General features: G+C 74.1%; 19 protein-coding genes. 5 read left to right on the top strand and 14 right to left on the bottom strand.

Translation table 11 applies throughout. The features are described 5' to 3' along the window. Positions 1–29 precede the first annotated feature (29 nt). The 4 genes from ACIO5D_RS13045 to ACIO5D_RS13030 form a co-directional block, all read right to left on the bottom strand. On the bottom strand, positions 30–1,370 hold the full coding sequence (locus ACIO5D_RS13045; protein WP_400795058.1) for a glutamyl-tRNA reductase: 1,341 nt from the start codon (positions 1,368–1,370) through the stop codon (positions 30–32). 31 nt (positions 1,371–1,401) lie between these two features. Then, on the bottom strand, positions 1,402–2,289 hold the full coding sequence (locus tag ACIO5D_RS13040) for a redox-sensing transcriptional repressor Rex (RefSeq protein WP_363605987.1): 888 nt from the start codon (positions 2,287–2,289) through the stop codon (positions 1,402–1,404). 101 nt (positions 2,290–2,390) lie between these two features. Next, the gene (locus ACIO5D_RS13035) at positions 2,391–3,146 is read right to left on the bottom strand and encodes a 3'-5' exonuclease (protein ID WP_363605988.1); all 756 of its coding nucleotides are present in this window, start codon (positions 3,144–3,146) and stop codon (positions 2,391–2,393) included. Positions 3,147–3,308: 162 nt separating this feature from the next. After that, the gene (locus tag ACIO5D_RS13030; RefSeq protein WP_363605990.1) at positions 3,309–3,593 is read right to left on the bottom strand and encodes a glutaredoxin family protein; all 285 of its coding nucleotides are present in this window, start codon (positions 3,591–3,593) and stop codon (positions 3,309–3,311) included. Positions 3,594–3,723: 130 nt separating this feature from the next. Here ACIO5D_RS13030 and ACIO5D_RS13025 point away from each other — a divergent pair, with 130 nt between their 5' ends. From ACIO5D_RS13025 to ACIO5D_RS13015, 3 genes are all read left to right on the top strand, one after another. Then, on the top strand, positions 3,724–4,773 hold the full coding sequence (locus tag ACIO5D_RS13025) for an HAD family hydrolase (RefSeq protein ID WP_400795056.1): 1,050 nt from the start codon (positions 3,724–3,726) through the stop codon (positions 4,771–4,773). Positions 4,774–5,398: 625 nt separating this feature from the next. Continuing rightward, positions 5,399–6,181 carry an ECF subfamily RNA polymerase sigma factor, BldN family gene (locus ACIO5D_RS13020; protein WP_400795080.1) on the top strand — a complete coding sequence of 261 codons (783 nt, stop codon included), beginning with the start codon at positions 5,399–5,401 and terminating at the stop codon, positions 6,179–6,181. A gap of 262 nt (positions 6,182–6,443) precedes the next feature. Next, positions 6,444–7,757 (top strand): DUF5667 domain-containing protein, encoded by a 1,314-nt coding sequence (locus tag ACIO5D_RS13015; protein WP_400795054.1) that lies wholly within the window; start codon positions 6,444–6,446, stop codon positions 7,755–7,757. A gap of 129 nt (positions 7,758–7,886) precedes the next feature. On the opposite strand, the gene ACIO5D_RS13010 is transcribed toward ACIO5D_RS13015, so the two are convergent. The 8 genes from ACIO5D_RS13010 to proC form a co-directional block, all read right to left on the bottom strand. Beyond that, a complete protein-coding gene (locus ACIO5D_RS13010) occupies positions 7,887–8,894 on the bottom strand; it encodes a lysophospholipid acyltransferase family protein (RefSeq protein ID WP_363605995.1) in 1,008 nt (335 codons plus the stop codon). A 7-nt stretch (positions 8,895–8,901) separates the two neighbouring features. Further along, a complete protein-coding gene (locus ACIO5D_RS13005; protein ID WP_363606062.1) occupies positions 8,902–9,990 on the bottom strand; it encodes an NAD-dependent epimerase/dehydratase family protein in 1,089 nt (362 codons plus the stop codon). 149 nt (positions 9,991–10,139) lie between these two features. Beyond that, positions 10,140–10,238: a 30S ribosomal protein bS22 gene (locus ACIO5D_RS13000; protein ID WP_003948845.1), complete on the bottom strand. Its 99-nt coding sequence runs from the start codon at positions 10,236–10,238 to the stop codon at positions 10,140–10,142. Between the two features lie 189 nt (positions 10,239–10,427). Further along, entirely contained in the window at positions 10,428–10,637 is a 210-nt protein-coding gene (locus tag ACIO5D_RS12995) for a helix-turn-helix domain-containing protein (protein WP_148644250.1), read from the bottom strand. A gap of 233 nt (positions 10,638–10,870) precedes the next feature. Beyond that, a complete protein-coding gene (locus ACIO5D_RS12990; RefSeq protein ID WP_363605997.1) occupies positions 10,871–12,067 on the bottom strand; it encodes an acetoin utilization protein AcuC in 1,197 nt (398 codons plus the stop codon). A 130-nt stretch (positions 12,068–12,197) separates the two neighbouring features. Next, the gene (locus ACIO5D_RS12985; protein WP_363605999.1) at positions 12,198–13,385 is read right to left on the bottom strand and encodes an MFS transporter; all 1,188 of its coding nucleotides are present in this window, start codon (positions 13,383–13,385) and stop codon (positions 12,198–12,200) included. A gap of 142 nt (positions 13,386–13,527) precedes the next feature. Continuing rightward, the gene (locus tag ACIO5D_RS12980; protein WP_363606001.1) at positions 13,528–14,178 is read right to left on the bottom strand and encodes an HAD family hydrolase; all 651 of its coding nucleotides are present in this window, start codon (positions 14,176–14,178) and stop codon (positions 13,528–13,530) included. Between the two features lie 54 nt (positions 14,179–14,232). Continuing rightward, positions 14,233–15,060, bottom strand: coding sequence for a pyrroline-5-carboxylate reductase (gene proC, locus ACIO5D_RS12975; protein ID WP_363606003.1), 828 nt, complete (start codon positions 15,058–15,060; stop codon positions 14,233–14,235). Between the two features lie 161 nt (positions 15,061–15,221). Between proC and ACIO5D_RS12970 the strand changes: the two genes are divergently transcribed. Beyond that, entirely contained in the window at positions 15,222–15,671 is a 450-nt protein-coding gene (locus ACIO5D_RS12970; protein WP_363606004.1) for a hypothetical protein, read from the top strand. 113 nt (positions 15,672–15,784) lie between these two features. Continuing rightward, positions 15,785–17,137 (top strand): hypothetical protein, encoded by a 1,353-nt coding sequence (locus tag ACIO5D_RS12965; RefSeq protein WP_400654341.1) that lies wholly within the window; start codon positions 15,785–15,787, stop codon positions 17,135–17,137. Positions 17,138–17,152: 15 nt separating this feature from the next. Here ACIO5D_RS12965 and ACIO5D_RS12960 read toward each other — a convergent pair whose 3' ends face one another. Together ACIO5D_RS12960 and ilvD are read right to left on the bottom strand one after the other, a co-directional pair. Continuing rightward, the gene (locus ACIO5D_RS12960) at positions 17,153–17,680 is read right to left on the bottom strand and encodes a hypothetical protein (RefSeq protein WP_400654339.1); all 528 of its coding nucleotides are present in this window, start codon (positions 17,678–17,680) and stop codon (positions 17,153–17,155) included. Positions 17,681–17,906: 226 nt separating this feature from the next. Continuing rightward, entirely contained in the window at positions 17,907–19,751 is a 1,845-nt protein-coding gene (gene ilvD, locus ACIO5D_RS12955; RefSeq protein WP_363606007.1) for a dihydroxy-acid dehydratase, read from the bottom strand. Positions 19,752–19,792: the final 41 nt, after the last annotated feature.

Genomic DNA, 19,792 nt, shown 5'->3' with positions numbered 1-19,792 from the left:
CCGGTGGTACTCGTGGGATGGCTGACGGTTCATCTGGTGCCCCCGCCGGAAGGCTGGGGCAGACCGCCGACGGGCGTGCCCGACACGGCGTGCACGGCCGCCGGGTCGAGGTCGAACAGCTCGCGCAGCGCGTCCGCGTAGGAGGCGCCGCCGGGCTCGGCGGCAAGCTGCTTCACCCGAACGGTCGGGGCGTGCAGCAGCTTGTCGACGACGCGGCGAACGGTCTGGGTGATCTCGGCGCGGGAGCGCTCGTCGAGACCGGGCAGCCGGGAGTCCAGGCGGCCCAGCTCGGCGGCGACCACGTCGGAGGCCATCGCCCGCAGCGCGACCACGGTCGGCGCGATCCGGGCGGCCCGCTGAGCCGCGCCGAAGGCGGTGACCTCGTCGGCCACGATGCCGGAGACGGCGTCCACGTCCCCGGCGCCGGGGGTGGCGGCGTGGGCGTGCGAGAGGCTCTCCAGGTCGACCAGCAGGGCGCCGGGCAGCTCGTGCACGCCGTGGTGGACGTCGCGGGGCATGGCGAGGTCGAGGAAGGCCAGCGGGGCGTCGCCGCCCCGGGCGGCGATGGCGGTGGCGACGTCCTCGGCACTGATCACCACGCCGGCCGCGCCGGTGCAGGAGATCACCAGGTCGACGTCGGCCAGCGCCTCGGGCACCTTGGCCAGCTCGATGGTGCGGGCCACGTCGGCGCCGAGGATCTCGACCAGCCGCTCGGCGCGCTCGGGCGTCCGGTTGGCGATCAGCAGATCGGTGACGCCGGAGCGGACCAGGGTGGCGGCGGCCAGCGAGCTCATCGAGCCGGCGCCGACCACCAGGGCCCGCTTGCCCGCGATCTCGCCCGCGCCGGCCGCGACCTGCTCCAGCCCGAAGGTCACCAGCGACTGGCCGGCCTTGTCGATGCCGGTCTCGCTGTGCGCCCGCTTGCCGACCCGCAGGGCCTGCTGGAACAGCTCGTTCAGGCCGCGCCCGGCGGTGTGCTCGTCCTGGGCCTTGGCCAGGGCGTCGCGCAGCTGGCCGAGGATCTGGCCCTCGCCGACCACCATCGAGTCCAGGCCGCAGGCCACCGCGAAGAGGTGGTGGACGGCGCGGTCCTCGTAGTGGACGTAGAGGTGGGAGGTCAGCTCCTCCAGGTCCACCCCGCTGTGGTGGGCGAGCAGCAGCGACAGCTCGGCGACACCGGCGTGGAACTTGTCCACGTCGGCGTAGAGCTCGATCCGGTTGCAGGTGTTCAGCAGCGCGGCCTCGGCGACGGTCGCGGTGGCCGCCGCGTCGTGCAGCAGCCGAGTCGGGACGTCACCGGTCAGGGCGGCGCGCTCCAGCACGCCGACCGGGGCGGTGCGATGGCTCAGTCCTACGACAAGAAGACTCATGCCCGCCCCCTGGTGCCATGGTTCTCGGTGCTCACGCCGGCATCACCGCGGAGAGATCGCCCTCGCCGGGCTTGCCCTTGGCCGGCTCGGTCCCGTCCTTGGCCGGCTCGACGGCCACCCGGCCCTTGCCGCTGCCGCCCGCGGCGCGGCGCAGCTTGGCGGCGGCCGCCCGGACCGGTCCGGGGGCGCGGTCGAGCACGGACTCGGCGCGGTCCGGCTCCTCGCCGGCCTTGCGCTGCTCGTGGAAGGCCAGGATCTGCAGCTCGATGGAGAGGTCCACCTTGCGCACGTCCACGCCGTCCGGCACGGTCAGCACGGTCGGGGCGAAGTTCAGGATGCTGGTGACGCCGGCCTCGACCAGGCGGTCGCAGACCTGCTGGGCGGCGCCGGGCGGGGTGGTGATGACACCGATGGAGACGTGCTGGCTCTCCACGATCTCCTCCAGCTCGTCCATGTGGCGCACCGGCAGACCGGCCGCGCTGCTGCCGACCACGGCCGGATCGGCGTCCAGCAGGGCCGCCACCCGGAAGCCGCGGGAGGCGAAGCCGCCGTAGTTGGCGAGCGCGTGGCCGAGGTTCCCGATGCCGACGATGACGACCGGCCAGTCCTGCGTCAGGCCCAGCTCGCGGGAGATCTGGTAGACGAGGTACTCGACGTCGTAGCCGACCCCACGGGTCCCGTACGAGCCGAGGTAGGAGAAGTCCTTGCGCAGCTTCGCGGAGTTGACGCCCGCGGCGGCCGCCAGCTCCTCGGAGGAGACGGTCGGCACGGAGCGCTCGGAGAGCGCGGTGAGCGCCCGCAGATAGAGGGGCAGGCGCGCGACGGTCGCCTCCGGGATGCCCCGGGCACGCGAGGGTCGGCGCGCGGCGCCCTGGTCGGGCGTCTGCGAACTGCTCTGTGGTGATCGGCCGATTGCCACGGTGCTCCTGTGGGTGAAGCTGGGCTTTGGCAGCCAGGCTATGCGTTTGTGAACGTGTGCACAAAGATGGTGTCCGTTTTGTCCCCGCACAGTGATGCGCATCACGCCGTCGACCCCATAGCACCGCTCTCTGTCGGCACCACCGCCGGGGGCCGTGCGCCCGGTGTCCGCAGGCCGTACGGAGCCTCCCTGCGGACCAGCGGGACGGGGGCCCCGGACTGCCGCGAACGCGCCCGGCCCAGCCTCGGCCACGGCACCCGGGCCGCCTCGCCCAGCGGCGCGGCCCACTCCTCGGGCGGGCAGGACGGAACGCCCGCGCAGTGCCGCAGCAGCTCGGCGGTGGCCCGGGCGTCGCCCAGCGCGGTGTGCGCCGCGAACCCGCCGAGGCCCGCCGCCTCGGCGCAGGCGGCCAGGCCGAAACCGCGGGCCTGGGGCAGGTGGGCGCGGGCCAGCCGCATGGTGCAGAGCAGCGGGACGGGCGGCAGCGGCACCCCGATCCGGGCGAACTCGCGACCCAGGAAGGCGTGGTCGCAGGTGACGTGATGGCCGACCAGCACCCGGCCGGCCAGCAGCTCCAGCAGCCTCGGCGCGATCTCCCGGAACCGGGGGGCGCCCTCGACGTCGGCCTGGGCTATCCGGTGCACATGGGTCGGGCCGACCGGGCCGAGCGGATCGAGCAGGGTGCAGAACTCGGTCTCCGGGCGCAGCGCCGCGTCCAGCAGCACCACCGCGACCTCGACCACCCGGTGCCGCCACGGGCTGCGGCCGGTGGCCTCCACGTCCACCACCGCGAACCCGCCGGCCGCCCCGGCCGCCTCCGGACGGACGGGCATCCCTGGGGTCGGGCCGGGAAGCATGACGGCACTCCTGGTGTGCTCAGCCCCCCATGGCCGCGGACGCGTTCGATCGTAAGCCGACGAACGGGGCCGTTCCCCGGCCGGTCGCGGGTTTCTTCACAACGATTCGGCGAACCGCCCCCGCCGGTCGGCGGGGGCGGCGCGGGGCGGGACCCCCGGGGCTCAGGCGCCCAGCGCGGCGCGCAGCCGGCGCTCGTCGACCCGCCAGAAGTCGTGCTGGCGGCCGTCGATCAGGGTCACCGGGATCTGCTCCCAGTAGCGGCGGTACAGCTCCTCGTCCTGCGTGATGTCCTTCTCCTCGAACGTCGCGCCCAGCTCGCCCGTCACCCGGACGATCACCTCCCGGGCGTCGTCGCAGAGATGGCAGCCCGGCTTGCCGACCAGGGTCACGGTACGGTCGGCCGGCTTCGGGCTCGGGGTCTTGTCACGTCGCAGCAGTGGGCTCACCAGGCCATTGTGCGCCCGCCTTACACCCGGCCGGGCCTGACGTCCGGCCGGGCCGGGGCCGCCCGCTGTTCACCGCGCGGGCACGCCGCCGTCACGGCCGCTCCCGACCCGGCTGGCTATGCTCGATGCCATGGCCGTGCTCCGAAGGCTCCTCCAGACAAGGCGTCCCACCAGCGCGCGGACCGCCCTGGCGGGCGAGGCCGCGGCCGAGGCGGCGGAGGCCGCGCTGCGCGCCGAACCGGGCCCGGGGCCGGCCGCCGGTGCCACCGGGACCGCCGAGCCCATCGGGGCCGTCAAGGACATCGGGACCACCGAGTCCGCCGGGACCGCCGGGACCGCGCCCGCGGCCGACAGGCCGGCCAGGGCCCCCAAGGCGCCCGCCGAGAACCACACCCCCGAGCGGGACGACCCGCGCGCCGCCGCCTTCTTCGACTGCGACAACACCATCCTGCGCGGCGCGGCGATCTTCTACCTCGGCGTCGGCCTCTACCGGCGCGGCTTCCTCACCCGGCGCGACATCGCCCGGTTCGCCTGGCAGCAGGCCTGGTTCCGGCTGCACGGCACCGAGGACCCGGACCACATGGCCGACGCCCAGCACACCGCACTCGGCCTGGTGGCCGGAAAGCGGACGGCCGACCTCGAAGCCATCTGCGAGGAGGTCTTCGAGGAGGTCATCGCCGACAAGATCTGGCCGGGCACCCGCGCCCTGGTCCAGATGCACCTGGACGCCGGCCAGCGGGTCTGGCTGGTCACCGCCGCCCCGCTGGAGGTGGCCCGGGTCATCGCCCGCCGGCTCGGCATGACGGGCGCGCTCGGCACCGTCGCCGAGGCCAGGGACGGCCTCTACACCGGACGTCTGGTCGGGGATCTGCTGCACGGGCCCGCCAAGGCGGCCGCCGTCCGCGCGCTGGCCCGCCGGGAGCGGCTCGACCTCGGCCGCTGCGCCGCGTACAGCGACTCGGCCAACGACATCCCGATGCTCTCGCTGGTCGGCCACCCGTACGTGGTGAACCCGGACGGAGCGCTGCGCCGGCACGCCCGGGCGCAGGGCTGGCGGGTGCGGGACTTCCGGACCGGGCGCAAGGCCGCCCGGATCGGCCTGCCGGCGGCGGCCGCGCTCGGCGTGATCGCGGGCGCGGCCGCCGCCGGGGTCGCACTGCACCGCCGGCACCGCGCCTGAACCGCCGGCGCCGCGGCCGGACCTTCCGGCGCCGCTGCCGAACCTTCCGGCAGCGCGGCCGGGACGAGGCGTCCCCGGGCGGGTGACCGGACGTCAACCAGCCCCCTGACCAGGCCCCTCGTACGGGCGAACTCCCCCGTGCGACCGCTCCGCCCGGATCTCCTGCGCACATCTGATCGCCACCGATCACTTTCGATCGTTCATCAGACGGGGAAAGTCGAGGGTTGCCGAGGCCCGAGGCAGGGAAACCGCCTTCCCGGCCCCCAAACTTGTCACCCAGCGCATCTGTTCGGTCACGTTGAGCCGGATGAACGATGACACGTTCGGTCGACGTCAGTCAGATATGCACACTGCGCGGATCTCAAACGACCACTTCGACCACACGGTGTAGCTGTCATTGCACAAAGCGTTATTCTCTCCTGGATGCACGTCACCCACGCGCCCCTTTTGCCGGGCGGCGCGGGCGTGCTCTCCGCGCAGGCGGAGGTGATCCGTCCACAGTTCTGCCTCTGGGAGTCCCGTGTACCCACCCGTCCGGAACGACGCGCCTGCACCCTCCCGCCCGTCGCCCGCGCCCCTGCGCTCCCGCACCGGCCTCCGCGGCCGCCCGGCCTCCGCCCGGCAGATCTCCACCGGCCTGGAGCTGCTGCGCAGCCTGCTCCGCAGCCGGCTCCCCGCCCCGGCCCAACTCGTGACCGCCGGAGCCTCGTTCGGCCCCGGCCGGCCGTACCCCGGCGGCCTCGCGCTGCGCACCACCGCCGCCGGTTCCGCCGGCGCCGGCTCACGCGGACGGACCGGCGCCACCGGCACCGGCGGCCGCAGCCGGGCCAGGACCGCCCCGAGCCCCGGCTACGAGACCGAGCACAACCCGATCATGGAGCTGGTCGAACGGGCCCAGGCCGGCGAGAGCGATGCCTTCGGCCGCCTCTACGACCACTACGCGGACACCGTCTACCGCTACATCTACTACCGGGTCGGCAGCCGGGCCACCGCCGAGGACCTCACCAGCGAGACCTTCCTGCGCGCGCTGCGCCGGATCGGCACCTTCACCTGGCAGGGCCGGGACTTCGGCGCCTGGCTGGTGACCATCGCCCGCAACCTGGTGGCCGACCACTTCAAGTCCAGCCGGTTCCGGCTGGAGGTCACCACCGGGGAGATGCTCGACTCCAACGAGTGCGAACGCAGCCCGGAGGACTCGGTACTGGAGTCGCTCTCCAACGCGGCCCTGCTGGACGCGGTGCACCGGCTCAACCCGCAGCAGCAGGAGTGCGTCACGCTCCGGTTCCTGCAAGGGCTCTCGGTGGCGGAGACGGCCCGGATCATGGGCAAGAACGAGGGCGCCATCAAGACCCTCCAGTACCGCGCGGTGCGGACGCTCGCCCGCCTGCTGCCGCCCGACGCGCGGTGAGCGGGCCGGTGACCGGGGAGATACCCGCCGGACCGCCACCGTCACCGCCGACGCCGCTCCGACACGTGCGGGTGAACGCCCCGGCCGGTGATCGGCGGCGCGTAACCGACCGCCCGCACCGCTCGTTGGCCAGCGTGCAAGCCTCCACCAGGCGTACGGTCAAGTCGAATTGCGACCTCTCACCCGATGGAGTGGCTTTGGCCCGCCGGGACAACCGCCCGGCAGGCCGGAGTGTCGACAACGACGAAGGGAGGTGTGGCTCGTGACGGCAAACGTGCTGGAGCACCGGCGGGCGAAGGCCTTCGCCGAGGCGCTGGAGGCCCACCGGGCAGAGCAACGCGGCGCCGCCGGTACCGGATCGGCCAACACCGCTTCCACCGGTGCCGGTTCGGCCACGACGGCCGCGATGGCCGAGCTGGTCGGCATGACCGACGCACTCGGCGCGCTACCCGGACCGGAGCTGGACCGGCAGGTCAGGACGGTCCAACGCGCCCAGCTGATGGCCGCGTTCGAGCAGGCCTTCGCGGGCGGCCCGGGCGCCACCGTGCCCCGGCAGCGCAGGCACCGGTCGCTCCGGACCGCTCCGCGCGGCCGCTGGAGCCGCCGGTTCGCGATCGGCGGACTGGTCGCCGGGCTCGCCGTCGGCAGCCTCGCGGGCGCCGCCACCGCCAGTACCAACGCCCTCCCCGGCGACACGCTGTACGGCATGAAGCGCGGCCTCGAAGGGCTCCGGCTGAACTTCGCGGGCTCCGACAGCGAGCGCGGCGAGCTGCTGCTCGACCACGCCGCCACCCGGCTCGGCGAGGCCAAGAGCCTGGTCGGCCACACCGACCCGGCGGGCGCGCTCAGCCCGGGCACGGTCGAGCAGGTCCGGCGCGCGCTGGACGACATGCACGCCGACGCCCTCAAGGGCCGCGAGCTGCTGCGTTCGGTCTACCGCAGCAACGGCTCGCTGGACCCGATGCGCGCCCTGGCCGGGTTCGCCCAGGGCGAGGACGGCCGCTGGGCGGAGCTGCAGAGCAGGCTGCCGGTGCAGCTGACCCCGCAGGCACACCTGGTGGACCAGCTCTTCGACGACATAAGCGAGGACGTCGCGCCCCTGCGTCTGACCCAGCCGCCCGCCAAGAGCGGCAGCGGCCCGGCGGGCACCGGGGCGGGCGGCGCGAGCGGCGCGGCCTCCGGCACCACCTCCGCCGACACCCCGGCGGGCGGCGGCAACGCCGCACCCGGTGCCGGGCCGGCCCAGGGCGGCGCGGCCGCCGCCAACGGTGGCGGCAGGCCCGGCAGCACCGAGCGGGCCCCGTCCACCGGGTCGGGCCTGCCCGGCATCGGCAACGGCGGCGCGGTGCCGAGCGGCGTGCCGAGCAGCGCCGCGGACGCCGTCGGCGGGCTGGTCGACAACCTCACCAGCGGGCTCACCGGCGTCAAGCCCTCGCCGAGCGCCGACCCGGTGCCCGACCAGGCCCCGCGGCCGTCCGGCCCGCCCAGCGCCGGTGCCGGTGCCACGCCGCAGGGCGTCGAGGTGCCGCCGCTGGTCCCCGGCCTGCTGCCCGGGCTGCGGATCCTCGGCGGCTGACCCGGCCGTACGGACACGGGTGAGGGCCCGGCGGGTTCGCCGGGCCCTCACCCGGGCACCGTTCCGGAAGGCCGGCTGGGCGCCCTGTGGTTCGGAAGCCGTGGTTCGGAAGCCGCGGCCGGCCGTGGCTCAGAAGAAGACCGACCGCCGCTGCACCAGCAGCTTGTAGAGCGTGTGCTGGATGGTCTCCCGCACCTCGTCGGCCAGGTCGAAGACCAGCATCGGGTCGTCCGCCGCCTCCGCCGGGTGCCCGTCGGTGGCGATCGGCTCACCGAACTCGATCGTCCACTTGGTCGGCAGCGGCACCGCGCCGAGCGGCCCCAGCCACGGGAAGGTCGGCGTGACCGGCACGTACGGCAGGCCCAGCAGCCGGGCCAGCGTCTTGAGGTTGCCGATCATCGGGTAGGTCTCCTCCGCCCCGACGATCGCGCACGGCACGATCGGCACCCCCGCCCGCAGCGCCGAGGCGACGAACCCGCCGCGCCCGAACCGCTGCAGCTTGTACCGCTCGGAGAACGGCTTGCCGATGCCCTTGAAGCCCTCCGGCCAGACTCCGACCACCTCGCCGCGCTCCAGCAGCGCCTGGGCGTCCTCGTTGCAGGCCAGCGTGTGACCGGCCTTGCGGGCCAGCTCGTTGACGCCGGGCAGGACGAAGACCAGGTCGGCGGCGAGCATCCGCAGGTGCCGGTGGTGCGGGTGGTGGTCGTGGATGGCCACCTGGGTCATCAGCGCGTCCAGCGGGATCGTCCCGGAGTGGTTGGCGACGATCAGCGCGCCGCCCTCGGCCGGGATGTTCTCGATCCCGCGCACCTCGACCCGGAAGTACTTCTCGGCGAGCGGGCGCAGCAGCGAGAGCAGCACCTCCTCGGTGAGCTCCCGGTCGAAGCCGAACTCGTCCACCTCGTAGTCGCCGGTGATCCGGCGGCGCAGGAACGCCAGGCGGTCGGCGGCCCGGCCCTCCCAGCCCTTGCCGAACAGGCGGGTGGCGGCCGGGCCGAGCCGCCCGGCCAGCGCCCCGCCGACGGCGTCGGCGAGCTGGTCGGCCAGGCCCGGGTGGCCGGGGTCGCTCCAGCTGGGCGCGGACTCGATCGGGATGACCTTGGCCCCGTCCCTCGCGTTCTCGGCTGCGGCACTCATCGCGGGTTCAGCTCCTGGGTCGGTGGGGAGGAACGGCCGGGCGGCGCTCCGACCCGAGCAGGGCGGCCAGCCGGTCGGTGACGGCGGTGAGCCGTTCGGGCGGCAGCAGGCCGGCGGACTGCGCGGCGGCGAAGTCGGCGAAGGCCTCCGGGGTGGTGAAGCCGGGCCGGTAGCCGAAGGTCTCGCGCAACCGGGTGGTGTCCACCACCCGGCCGTGGGTCAGCAGCCGCAGCTGCTCGGGCGAGAAGTCGACCATCCTGGTCTGCCGGGCCACCGCCGCCACCCAGCTGATCGCGGGCAGCAGCAGCGGCAGGGTCGGCCGGCCGAGCCTGCGGGCGCACTGGGAGAGCAGCAGCACGCCCTCCCCCGCCACGTTGAAGGTCCCGGTGTTGACGGTGCCGGGCTCGGCGGCGACGGCCGCCCGGCAGAGCACCTCGACCGCGTCGTCCTCGTGGACGAACTGCAGCCGGGGGTCGTAGCCGAGGACGATGGGCAGCACCGGCAGGGCGAAGTACTCGCTGAGCGGGGTGTCCGCGCCGGGGCCGACGATGTTGGCGAACCGCAGCACGGTCACCGCGACGTCCGGGCGGCGCCGGGCGAAGCCGCGGACGTAGCCCTCGACCTCCGCCGCGTCCTTGGCGAAGCCGCCGCCGGGCAGGTTCTTGGGCTGCGTCCGCTCGGTGAACACCGCCGGGTCGCGCGGGGTGGAGCCGTACACGCCGGTGGTGGACTTCACCACCAGGCGGCGCACGCCGGACGCCTTCTGGCAGGCACCGAGCAGCTGCATGGTGCCGATGACGTTGGACTCCTTGACCGAGGAGCGGTTGGTCGAGCCCAGACCGGTGGCGCTGACGCTGAGGTGGACGACGGTGTCGACCCGGTGCTCCGCGATCACCCGGGCCACCGCCGGCCGGCGCAGGTCGAGCTGGTGGAAGCGGTACGGGGCGGCGGGCCCGTCCGGTTCCGCGACGGCGTGCCGGGGCGGCTGCACGTCCACGCCGACCACCAGGTCCACCCCGGGCCGGCGGCGGATCTCGGCGGCGAAGCGGGCGCCGAGATGGCGTGCCACGCCGGTGACGAGCACGACCATGCCCACGGTGCTGCACCCCATTCCTCGCCCTGAGCGACTTGCGTGCACCGTACCGCGCCGCCGTGTCGGGCCGTGAAATGACACCGCCCGCCCAGGCCACAAGGGTCTGGACGGGCGGTGGAAGCGCCGGGCGCGCAGGGCGCGGCCGGGGGCGCTTACTTCTTGTTGCGACGCTGCACGCGGGTCCGCTTCAGAAGCTTGCGGTGCTTCTTCTTGGCCATACGCTTGCGACGCTTCTTGATGACAGAGCCCACGGAACAACCCTCGCTCACTGAGACTCGCGCCCGTGAGAGACGGAGTCCATACGACTGACGGACGGCCTAGCCTACCTTCCGCGCGCCCTGGGTCGTAATCGTGCTCCCCGGAACCGGGAAACACCCGGAGAATCCCCGGCGAACGGGCCCGGGGTCCGCAGGCTGCGGACCCCGCCCCGCCGCCCGGCCCTACGCGCTCTCGAGCCGCACGTAGGACTCCTTGAGGTACTCGTGCACCGCCTGCTGGGGCACCCGGAAGGACCGTCCGACCCGGATGGCCGGCAGTTCTCCGCTGTGCACCAACCGGTACACCGTCATCTTGGACACCCGCATGACCGCGGCCACCTCCGCCACGGTCAGGAAGACAACTTCCTGCAGGGGGCGTTCGCCGGAACTCATGACCATCACCCGACCCTTACCCGTGTGCAAGGCACCGGCTTCCCCTCCGGTGACTCCACCGGCACACGTGTATCCCCAGAGTAGTTATGGGTGGTACCAGTGGGAAGAGGGGGAAGCCCAGTCCTCGTACGGTGAGAGATAGGCCTGTTGCAGTACGTAGTCGCTCAGCGGTCTGTAGCAGTGGGCATGCGCACGCCCCCGGACACGGGGCCGCCGGTCCGGGGCCTCCGGGCTCAGGGCAGCAGGCCGTGGTAGGGCAGGACGGCCCGGCGGGTGGCGAGGATCGCCTGGTCCAGCCGGTCGGCCGGATCGTAGCCGGTGTCGAAGTCCCGCCAGACGGGCCTGGCCCCGTCGGTCATCCGCAGCGGGGCCGGGCGGCGGGTGCGCCGGTAGACCTCGGCGCGCCAGGCCTCCGGGGTCTCGGTGGCCGGGTCGACGGGCCGTCCGGCGGCGGTGGCGACCAGGTGGGTCCAGGTCCGCGGGACGACGTCCACCACGGCGTAGCCGCCTCCGCCGGTGGCGATCCAGCGGCCGCCGGCGTGCCGGTGGGCCAGGTCGTGCAGTTCCTCGGCGATCAGCCGCTGGGCGTCCACGGTGACGGCGAAGTGGGCGAGCGGGTCCTCCAGGTGGGTGTCCGCGCCGTGCTGGGTGACCAGGACCTGCGGGCGGAACGCGGCCAGCAGTTCGGGCACCAGGGCGTGGAAGGCGCGCAGCCAGCCGGTGTCGCCGGTGCCGGCCGGCAGCGGCAGGTTCGCGGCGGAGCCGGGGGCGTCGGGGCCTCCGGTCTCGGTGGCCCAGCCGGTCTGCGGGAAGAGCGTGGCGGGGTGCTCGTGCAGCGAGACGGTGAGCACCCGCGGGTCGTTCCAGAACGCCTGCTGGACGCCGTCACCGTGGTGGACGTCCACGTCGACGTAGGCGACCCGCTCGGCGCCGAGTTCGAGCAGCCGGGCGATGGCGAGCGCCGGGTCGTTGTAGATGCAGAAACCGGAGGCCCGGCCGGGCATGGCGTGGTGCAGCCCGCCGGCGAAGTTGACGGCGTGCGGGGTCTCGCCGCGCCAGACGGCCTCGGCGGCGGCCACGGACTGGCCGGCGATCAGCGCGGAGGCGGAGTGCACGGCGGGGAAGGCCCAGTTGTCGTCGGTGCCGAGCCCGTGCCGGGCGTCCTGCTCCTCGGGGTGGGCGGCGGCGTGCTTGACCGCCGCGACGTACTCGCGGGTGTGCACCAGGCGCAGGGTGGACTCGCCGGCCGGCGGCGCGGCCCGGACCGTCACCCCGGGGCCGCTGCTCAGCCCGAGGGACTCCACGAGGCGCATGGTGAGCGCCAGCCGGGTCGGGTCCATCGGGTGGCCGGGGCCGAAGTCGTAGGCGGTGACGGCCTCGTCCCAGAAGAGGTGCAGGCCGCAGGGGGTGTCACGCTCGGCTTCGGGCATGGCCTCCACCGTAGCGGGTGGCTCCGCTCCGGCGGCCGCCAGGGCGCGCCGGTTCCGGGCCGCTCCGGCCGTCCGCCCCGGCCGTGGGTGCCGGCCGTCCGCTCGGGCGGTTCGCTCGGGCGGTTCGTGCTCAGGCCACCGCGGGCCGGGCGACCGGGGCGGGGGCGAAGCGGCCGGCGAGCGGGAGGACGGCGAGCACCAGCAGCATCGGGGCGAGCAGTGCCCAGCGGTAGGAGCTCGCGCCCGCGATCGCCCCGACCAGTGGTGAACCGACCAGGAAACCCACGTAGTTGAAGAGGTTGAGCCGGGCCACGGCGGCGTCCGAGTCGGCCGGGAAGAGCCGTCCGCCGGCCGCGAAGACCTGGGGGATGATCGCGCAGATTCCGAAGCCGAGCACGGTGAAGCCGGCGATGCCCGCCCCGGCACCGGGCGCCGCGGCGGCCACCGCGAAGCCGAGCGCGGCCAGCGCGGCGCCGCCGCGGACCACGGGGACGGCGCCCCAGCGCTGCACCGCGCGGTCACCCAGGGCCCGGCCGAGCAGCATCGCCACCATGTAGCCGAGGTAGGAGAGCTTGGCGACGTCCTTCGGGCTGCCGAGGCCGTCGGTGAGGTACTTGACGCTGTAGTTGGAGACCGAGGCGTCCGCGATGTACGCGAAGGCCATCGCCAGGCAGAGCGGCAGCAGTGGCCGCCACGGTACGGACCGGGCGGCGGCCTCGGCGGCCTCCCGGACGGCGTCGCCCAGTTCGGCGGGCCCGGCGAAGCGGGTGCCGGCGAGGACGGCGAGCGGGGCGATCACCGCGGCGGCCGAGCCGAACAGCACCGGCAGGCCGAGGTCGTAGCGTGAGCCGAGGCCCGCGACGGCGGCGCCGAGGATGCCGCCGAGGCTGAACGCGGCGTGGAAGCCGAGCATGACCGAGCGCCCGTAACGGCGCTGGAGGCCCACCCCGAGCATGTTCATACTGGCGTCCAGCGCACCGACCAGAAGCCCGAACGCGCCGAGGGCCAGGGCGAGTTGCCAGAGCGTGCCGCCGAGCCCGGCGCCCGCCAGGCTGAGGCAGACGGCGGGCTGGACGACCCGCAGCACAGCCCGGGCCCCGGTGCGCCGCACCAGCCATTCGGAGCCGATCGAGCCCACCCCGGCCAGGATCGGCACGGCCGCCAGGAAGACCGGCAGCAGGGCGTCGCTCAGCCCGTACCGGTCCTGGATCTCGGGGATACAGGTGACCAGCAGGGCGAAGGTGACGCCCTGGAGCAGGAAACTCGCGGCGAGCGCGGCTCTGCCCGCGCGCAGCCGAGGAGGGATCACGGTACTCATGCCAACCTCGCTACTGGCCGGTACAACGATGTTGGCGAGAGCGTAGGCGGTGGCGCGCGATCGCGGGAGGGGTCGCGCAGCAGTTCTGCGAACAGCCGTTCCGCGCGGCTGTTCCGCGGCGGCCCTCCCCGGCCGGGCGGGCTCAGAGCAGCGCCGGGACCTCCGCCAGATCGGCGATCAGCCCGGTGGCACCGGCGGCGGTCAGCTTCGCCGGGTCGGTGAGCGCGGTGTACCCGTACACGTCCATACCGGCGGCCCGGGCGGCCAGCACGCCGTTGACGCTGTCCTCCAGGACCAGGCAGCGGCCCGGCTCGACGCCGAGGGTGCGGGCGGCGTGCAGGAAGAGGTCGGGCGCGGGCTTGCCGACGCCGACGTCCTGGGCGCTGAAGATCCGCTCCTCGACGAAGTTCCCGCGCAGGCCGGTGACGTCGAGCGCGGTCCGGATCCACTCGTGGTGCGCCGAGGAGGCCAGGCAGTAGGGCACGGAACGCTGCTGCAACTCCTTCAGCAGACGCTCCGCGCCCCGGACGGCGGCGAGTTCGGCGCCGAACGCGGCGAACACCCGGGCGTGGAACAGGTCGTCGAAGCCGTCCGGCAGCTTCGCCCCGTCGAACCGCTCGGCGATCACGTCGTGGACCCGGTGGGCGGCGGTGCCCATGAAGTCCCGGTACGACTCCTCGACGGTGGTCGGGTAGCCGAGTTCGGTCAGGTACTCGGCCAGCAGCCGGTTGGAGAGCGGCTCGCTGTCCACCAGGACACCGTCGTTGTCGAAAATCACCAAGTCGTAGGACATGCCGTCGAGCCTACTGGGCCCCGCCTCCGGGCCCGCCGGGCCTTGTGTCCGGGCCTACTTGCCGCCGGAGGCCAGCTCCCGGGAACGGTCCCTGGCCGCCTCCAGGGCGCCCAGCAGGGCCGCCCGTACACCGTGGTTCTCCAGCTCGCGGATGGCGGCGATGGTGGTGCCGGCCGGCGAGGTGACGGCCTCGCGCAGCTTCACCGGGTGCTCGCCGGAGTCCCGCAGCATCACCGAGGCGCCGATCGCCGACTGCACGATCAGGTCGTGCGCCACCTGCCGGGGCAGGCCGAGCAGGATGCCCGCGTCCGTCATCGCCTCGACCAGGAAGTAGAAGTACGCCGGGCCCGAACCGGAGAGCGCGGTCGCCGCGTCCTGCTGGGACTCGGGCAGCCGCACCGCCTTGCCGACCGAGCGGAAGATCTCCTCCGCCCGCTCCAGGTGCGCCTCGGTGGCGTGCGAGCCGCCGGAGATCACGCTCATGCCCTCGTCCACCAGGACGGGCGTGTTGGGCATCACCCGGACCACCGGGGTGCCGGCCGCCAGCCGCGCCTCGAACCAGGCGGTGGGGACGCCGGCCGCCGCCGAGATCACCAGCCGGTCCGGGCTGACGTGCGGCGCCAGCTCCTCCAGCAGGGTGCCCATGTCCTGCGGCTTCACCGCGAGGATCAGGGTGTCGGCGAGCTTGGCGGCCTCGGCGTTGGTCGCGGTGCCGACGCCGTACTTCCCGGCCAGCTCGGCCGCGCGCTCCGGGCGGCGGGCCGTCACCAGCACGTCCGCCGGGTCCTTTCCGGCCCTCAGCAGACCGGAGAGCAGGGCCTCGCCGATCTTGCCGGTGCCCAGGAAGGCGATCTTCTGTCCGTGTGCTCCGCTGCTGGCCATGGCCGCTCCTTACCTCCGGTACTGCGGCCATCCTCGCACCGCGACCGGGCCGGCGGCGGGAGCGTCCACCCAGCGGTCGGACTGCCGCCCGCCACGCCCTAGGGAGAAACTCGGGGTTCTCCCCTATGGCCCCGGGCCGTGTGCGGGCGCACCGTGGAGGTATGGCACACGAAGAGATGTCCCGACGTGAGAACCGGCAACTCGCCGTCGCCGCCGCGACGGTGGGACCGTGGCGGACGGCCGCGGGAGTCGGTGCGGTGGTGGGGGCGACGGCCCTGGGGATCGATGCGATCACCGGTGACTGGTCGCTGAGCATGCTGGCCGGACCGGCCGGCTGGGCGCTGTTCTTCTTCTTCCTGGTCGGCACGGTGGGCGGCCAGCTGCGCCGCGACACCGGCGACCGGCGGCTGCGCCGGTGGGCGGCCGAGCACCCGTGGCAGTCGGCGCTGCCGGCGGCCGGCGGACTGCTGGTGCTGAACATGCTGGCGCAGACGTTCCTCGGCGACGCCGGCCTGTTCGGCGCGTTCTTCCTCTCGCTGCTGCCGGCCGGCGTCCTGCTCGCCGTGGCGGGCGTGGTGGGTTCGGTGAAGCAGGCCCGGGGCAAGGGCTGACGCCGTTTCCGGAACGGCGGAAACAGGGGCGATCTCCGCACATCGCGCACGCGTTCACCACCTGGTGTGCCCCCGATCAGCGAATCGTCACACCCCGTCGGCATACTGGCGCGATGCCGATAGCCGAAGATCCAGAACCGCGCCCGTCCGAGGGCCGGGAGCCGGGCGGGTCCGACCCGTCCGAGGCGGGCGGGAAGGACCCGTTCGCGGACCTCGTTCTCGACGAGGAGTTCGTCAAGGGCGCCACCGTGAAGGAGCAGTCCGGCCGGACCCGGATGCTCGCCGCCCGCTGGCGCCACACCCCGCCGGTCGACCCGGGCGGCCGCCGCTCGGTGAACGACGGCCCCTCGAAGGGCAAGCGGTTCGGCCGCGGGCCCCGGCGGCCCGACGCCTTCGGCAACCCGGGCCCGCGCCGCCGCCTGGAGTGGCGGGCGCCGCTGTACGTGGTGCTGACCATCGCGGTGCTGCTCGCCGCGCTCAACATCGACGGGCTGCGGAGCTGGTACTCCGAGCACTACGGCGACGCCGGCACCCCCGGCCCGTCCGCCGTCGCGCCGGCGCCCACCGTCGCCCCGGAGACCGCCCGGCCGACCGCCGCCCCGCCGTCGGCGGCCGAGCAGCAGCCGACCGTCGACCACCCGTGGGCCGGCTCCCCGGCCGAGGGCTGGCCGAGCGGGGCGGAGGCCTTCGTGCTGCCTGCGGCGCAGGCCACCGGGGTCTTCGGCGCCGAGGAGGTGGCCGGCCAGCTCCAGCTGGTCAAGGACTACCTGACGGCCGCCAACCTGGACCCGAAGGTGACCGCGGGCGGCCGCCCCGAGGCGGCACTGGCCCTGCTGGACCGCGGCGACCGGGACAGCGCCGAGGCGGCGCTCGCCAAGCCGTCCGAGGAGCGGAACGCCATCTCCTACTTCAGCCGCTTCAACCCGGCCGAGGCGATCCCCGTGACCGACGTGGTCAAGGTGCAGGGCCGGACGACGTTCGAGAGCGACGGCGAGAAGGGCGTGCTGGTGCACACCGACTACACCTTCGTCTACGCGATCCGCCCCGGGCCCGAGGCGGCCAAGCAGGCCCTCCCCGGGAAGCCGTCCACCAGGCCGTCCACGACGGGCGAGCCCGCGCCCGGCCTGCCGAGCGGCCCCGGAGTGGCCAAGCCGGTGGCGCTGACCAGCGTGAACGGCGATGTCCCCGGCGACACCTGGACCGCCAGGACCATCGTGCGGCGGATCACGGACTTCCGCTTCTACGACCCGGCCAGGTACCAGTCCAACCCGAAGAAGATCAACCTGCGGCGGTACGACTCCGAGTCCGGCAACAGCGCCTGCAACGTCCACGACGGCTACTACCACCCGCAGTTCGACCAGTTCGCTCAGCCGGACCCGGAGCGGACCGGGCCGAGCCTGGACCCGTACGACCGCAGCAAGGACATCGACGGCGAGCGGGAGTGCGGCTCGGTCAGCCGCAGCTGACCGGTCCGGTCGCGCTCAGCGCCTGCGCTTGCCCCGGCCCGGCGCCTTGGTGTCGGGCCGGCCGCCGCGGGTCGCCTGCCGGCGCTCGTACTGGGCGACGGCCCGCTCGTACCCGGCCCGCCGGACGGCCTCGCCGGGGGCCTCGATGAGGCTGCGGACGAAGTAGGCGAGGAGCGCGCCGACCCCGCCGATGAGCCAGACCACGCCGAGCGACTTGTCCTCGGCCATCCAGCCGCTCAGCTGGTCCCTGCCCTCGCTGAGCAGCTTCCAGGTGCGCAGACCGGCCATCAGCGAGCAGACCGCGATGGCCGCGACCAGCAGCCCGTTCACGAAGCCGCCACCGGAGGAGAGCCGGACGCCCTCGACGCCGAAGCGCAGCACGAACGCTCCGGCCAGCGCGGCCAGCAGGGCGCCGATCGGCACGACGACCCGGCGCAGCCGGTAGTCGGCGCCCCGGTCGACCCAGCTGGTGCCGAACCAGCGGATCGGTTCCGGCTCGGGGGCGCCGGCGGGCTTGGGGGCGGGGGCGGGGTCCTGGGTCACAGGTCCGATTATCACCCGGTGTCGCGGGAACGCGGAGGGGTGGGGGCGCCGCGGGGGGGGGGCCCCCCCCCCGGGGGGGGGGGGGGCCCCCCCCGGGGGGGGGGGGGGGGGGGGGGGGGGGGGGGGGGGGGGGGCCCGGGCCCCCCGCCCCACACCCCCGGGGGGGCGGGGCCGGGGGGGGGGGCGCCCCCGGGGGGGGCCCCCACCCCTCCTCCGTGCTGCGGGCTCAGCCGAGCCTGGTCACGTCGCGGACGGCGCCCTTGTCGGCGGAGGTGGCCATCGCGGCGTAGGCGCGCAGGGCCTGGCTGACCTGGCGGTCGCGGTTCTTCGGCCGGTAGCCGCCCTCGGCCTCCAGCTTCAGCCGGCGCTCGTGCAGTTCCTCGAAGGAGACCTCCAGGGAGATCTTCCGGCCGGGGATGTCGATGGCGATGAGGTCGCCGTCCTCGACCAGCGCGATCGCGCCGCCGGACGCGGCCTCCGGGGAGGCGTGGCCGATCGAGAGGCCCGAGGTGCCGCCGGAGAAACGGCCGTCGGTGACCAGGGCGCAGGCCTTGCCAAGGCCGCGGCCCTTCAGGAAGGACGTCGGGTAGAGCATCTCCTGCATGCCCGGGCCGCCCTTGGGGCCCTCGTAGCGGATGACGACGACGTCGCCCTCCTTGACCCGCTTGGCGAGGATCGCCTCGACGGCGTCCTCCTGGGACTCCACCACGACGGCCGGGCCGCTGAACGTCCAGATCGACTCGTCGACGCCGGCGGTCTTCACGATGCAGCCGTCCTCGGCGAGGTTGCCGTACAGCACGGCGAGGCCGCCCTCGACGGAGTAGGCGTGCTCGACGCCGCGGATGCAGCCCCTGGCGGCGTCGGTGTCCAGCGAGTCCCAGCGCTCGGACTGGGAGAAGGCCTCGGCGGAGCGGACGCAGCCGGGGGCCGCGTACCAGAGTTCGACGGCCTCGGCGGACGGGGAGCCGCCGCGGATGTCCCAGGTCTTGAGCCACTCGTCGAGCGAGCCGGAGTGGACGGTGTGCACGTCCTCGTTGAGCAGTCCGCCGCGGTACAGCTCGCCGAGCAGGGCGGGGATGCCGCCGGCCCGGTGGACGTCCTCCATGTAGTACGAGCCGTTGGGCGCGACCTTGGAGAGGCAGGGCACCTTGCGGGAGATCGCGTCGATGGCCCGCATGTCGAAGTCCAGCTCGGCCTCCTGGGCGGCGGCGAGCAGGTGCAGGATGGTGTTGGTCGAGCCGCCCATCGCGATGTCCAGCGCCATGGCGTTCTCGAACGCGGCGCGGGAGGCGACGGAGCGCGGCAGGACGGAGTGGTCGTCCTGCTGGTAGTGCCGGTTGGTGATCTCGACGACCGTCCGGCCGGCGTTCTCGTAGAGGGCCCTGCGGGCGGTGTGGGTGGCGAGGAGCGAGCCGTTGCCGGGCAGCGAGAGGCCGATCGCCTCGGTGAGGCAGTTCATCGAGTTGGCGGTGAACATGCCGGAGCACGAGCCGCAGGTGGGGCAGGCGTTCTCCTCGATGATCGCGATGTCCTCGTCGGAGACGTTCTCGTTGACCGCCTGGGCGATCGCGTCGACCAGGTCGAGCTTGCGCACGGTGCCGTCGACCAGGGTGGCCTTGCCGGCCTCCATCGGGCCGCCGGAGACGAAGACGGTCGGGATGTTGAGGCGCAGCGCGGCCATCAGCATGCCGGGGGTGATCTTGTCGCAGTTGGAGATGCAGATCAGCGCGTCGGCACAGTGGGCGTTGACCATGTACTCGACCGAGTCGGCGATCAGGTCGCGCGAGGGCAGCGAGTAGAGCATGCCGCTGTGGCCCATCGCGATGCCGTCGTCGACGGCGATGGTGTTGAACTCGCGCGGGATGCCGCCCGCCTGCTTGATCGCCTCGGAGACGATCCGGCCCACCGGCTGGAGGTGGGTGTGGCCGGGGACGAACTCGGTGAAGGAGTTGGCGACCGCGATGATCGGCTTGCCGAAGTCCTCGCGGGCTACGCCGGCGGCCCGGAGAAGCGCCCGGGCGCCTGCCATGTTGCGACCGTGGGTGACCGTACGGGACCTCAGCTCGGGCACTGTGCTCCACTCCTTCGGGGCTGCTGGCGGCCCCGCGGGTA

It is taken from the genome of Kitasatospora sp. NPDC087315, from assembly GCF_044744345.1.
Taxonomy (GTDB): domain Bacteria; phylum Actinomycetota; class Actinomycetes; order Streptomycetales; family Streptomycetaceae; genus Kitasatospora.
This window is presented reverse-complemented; position numbering and strand designations above follow the sequence as displayed.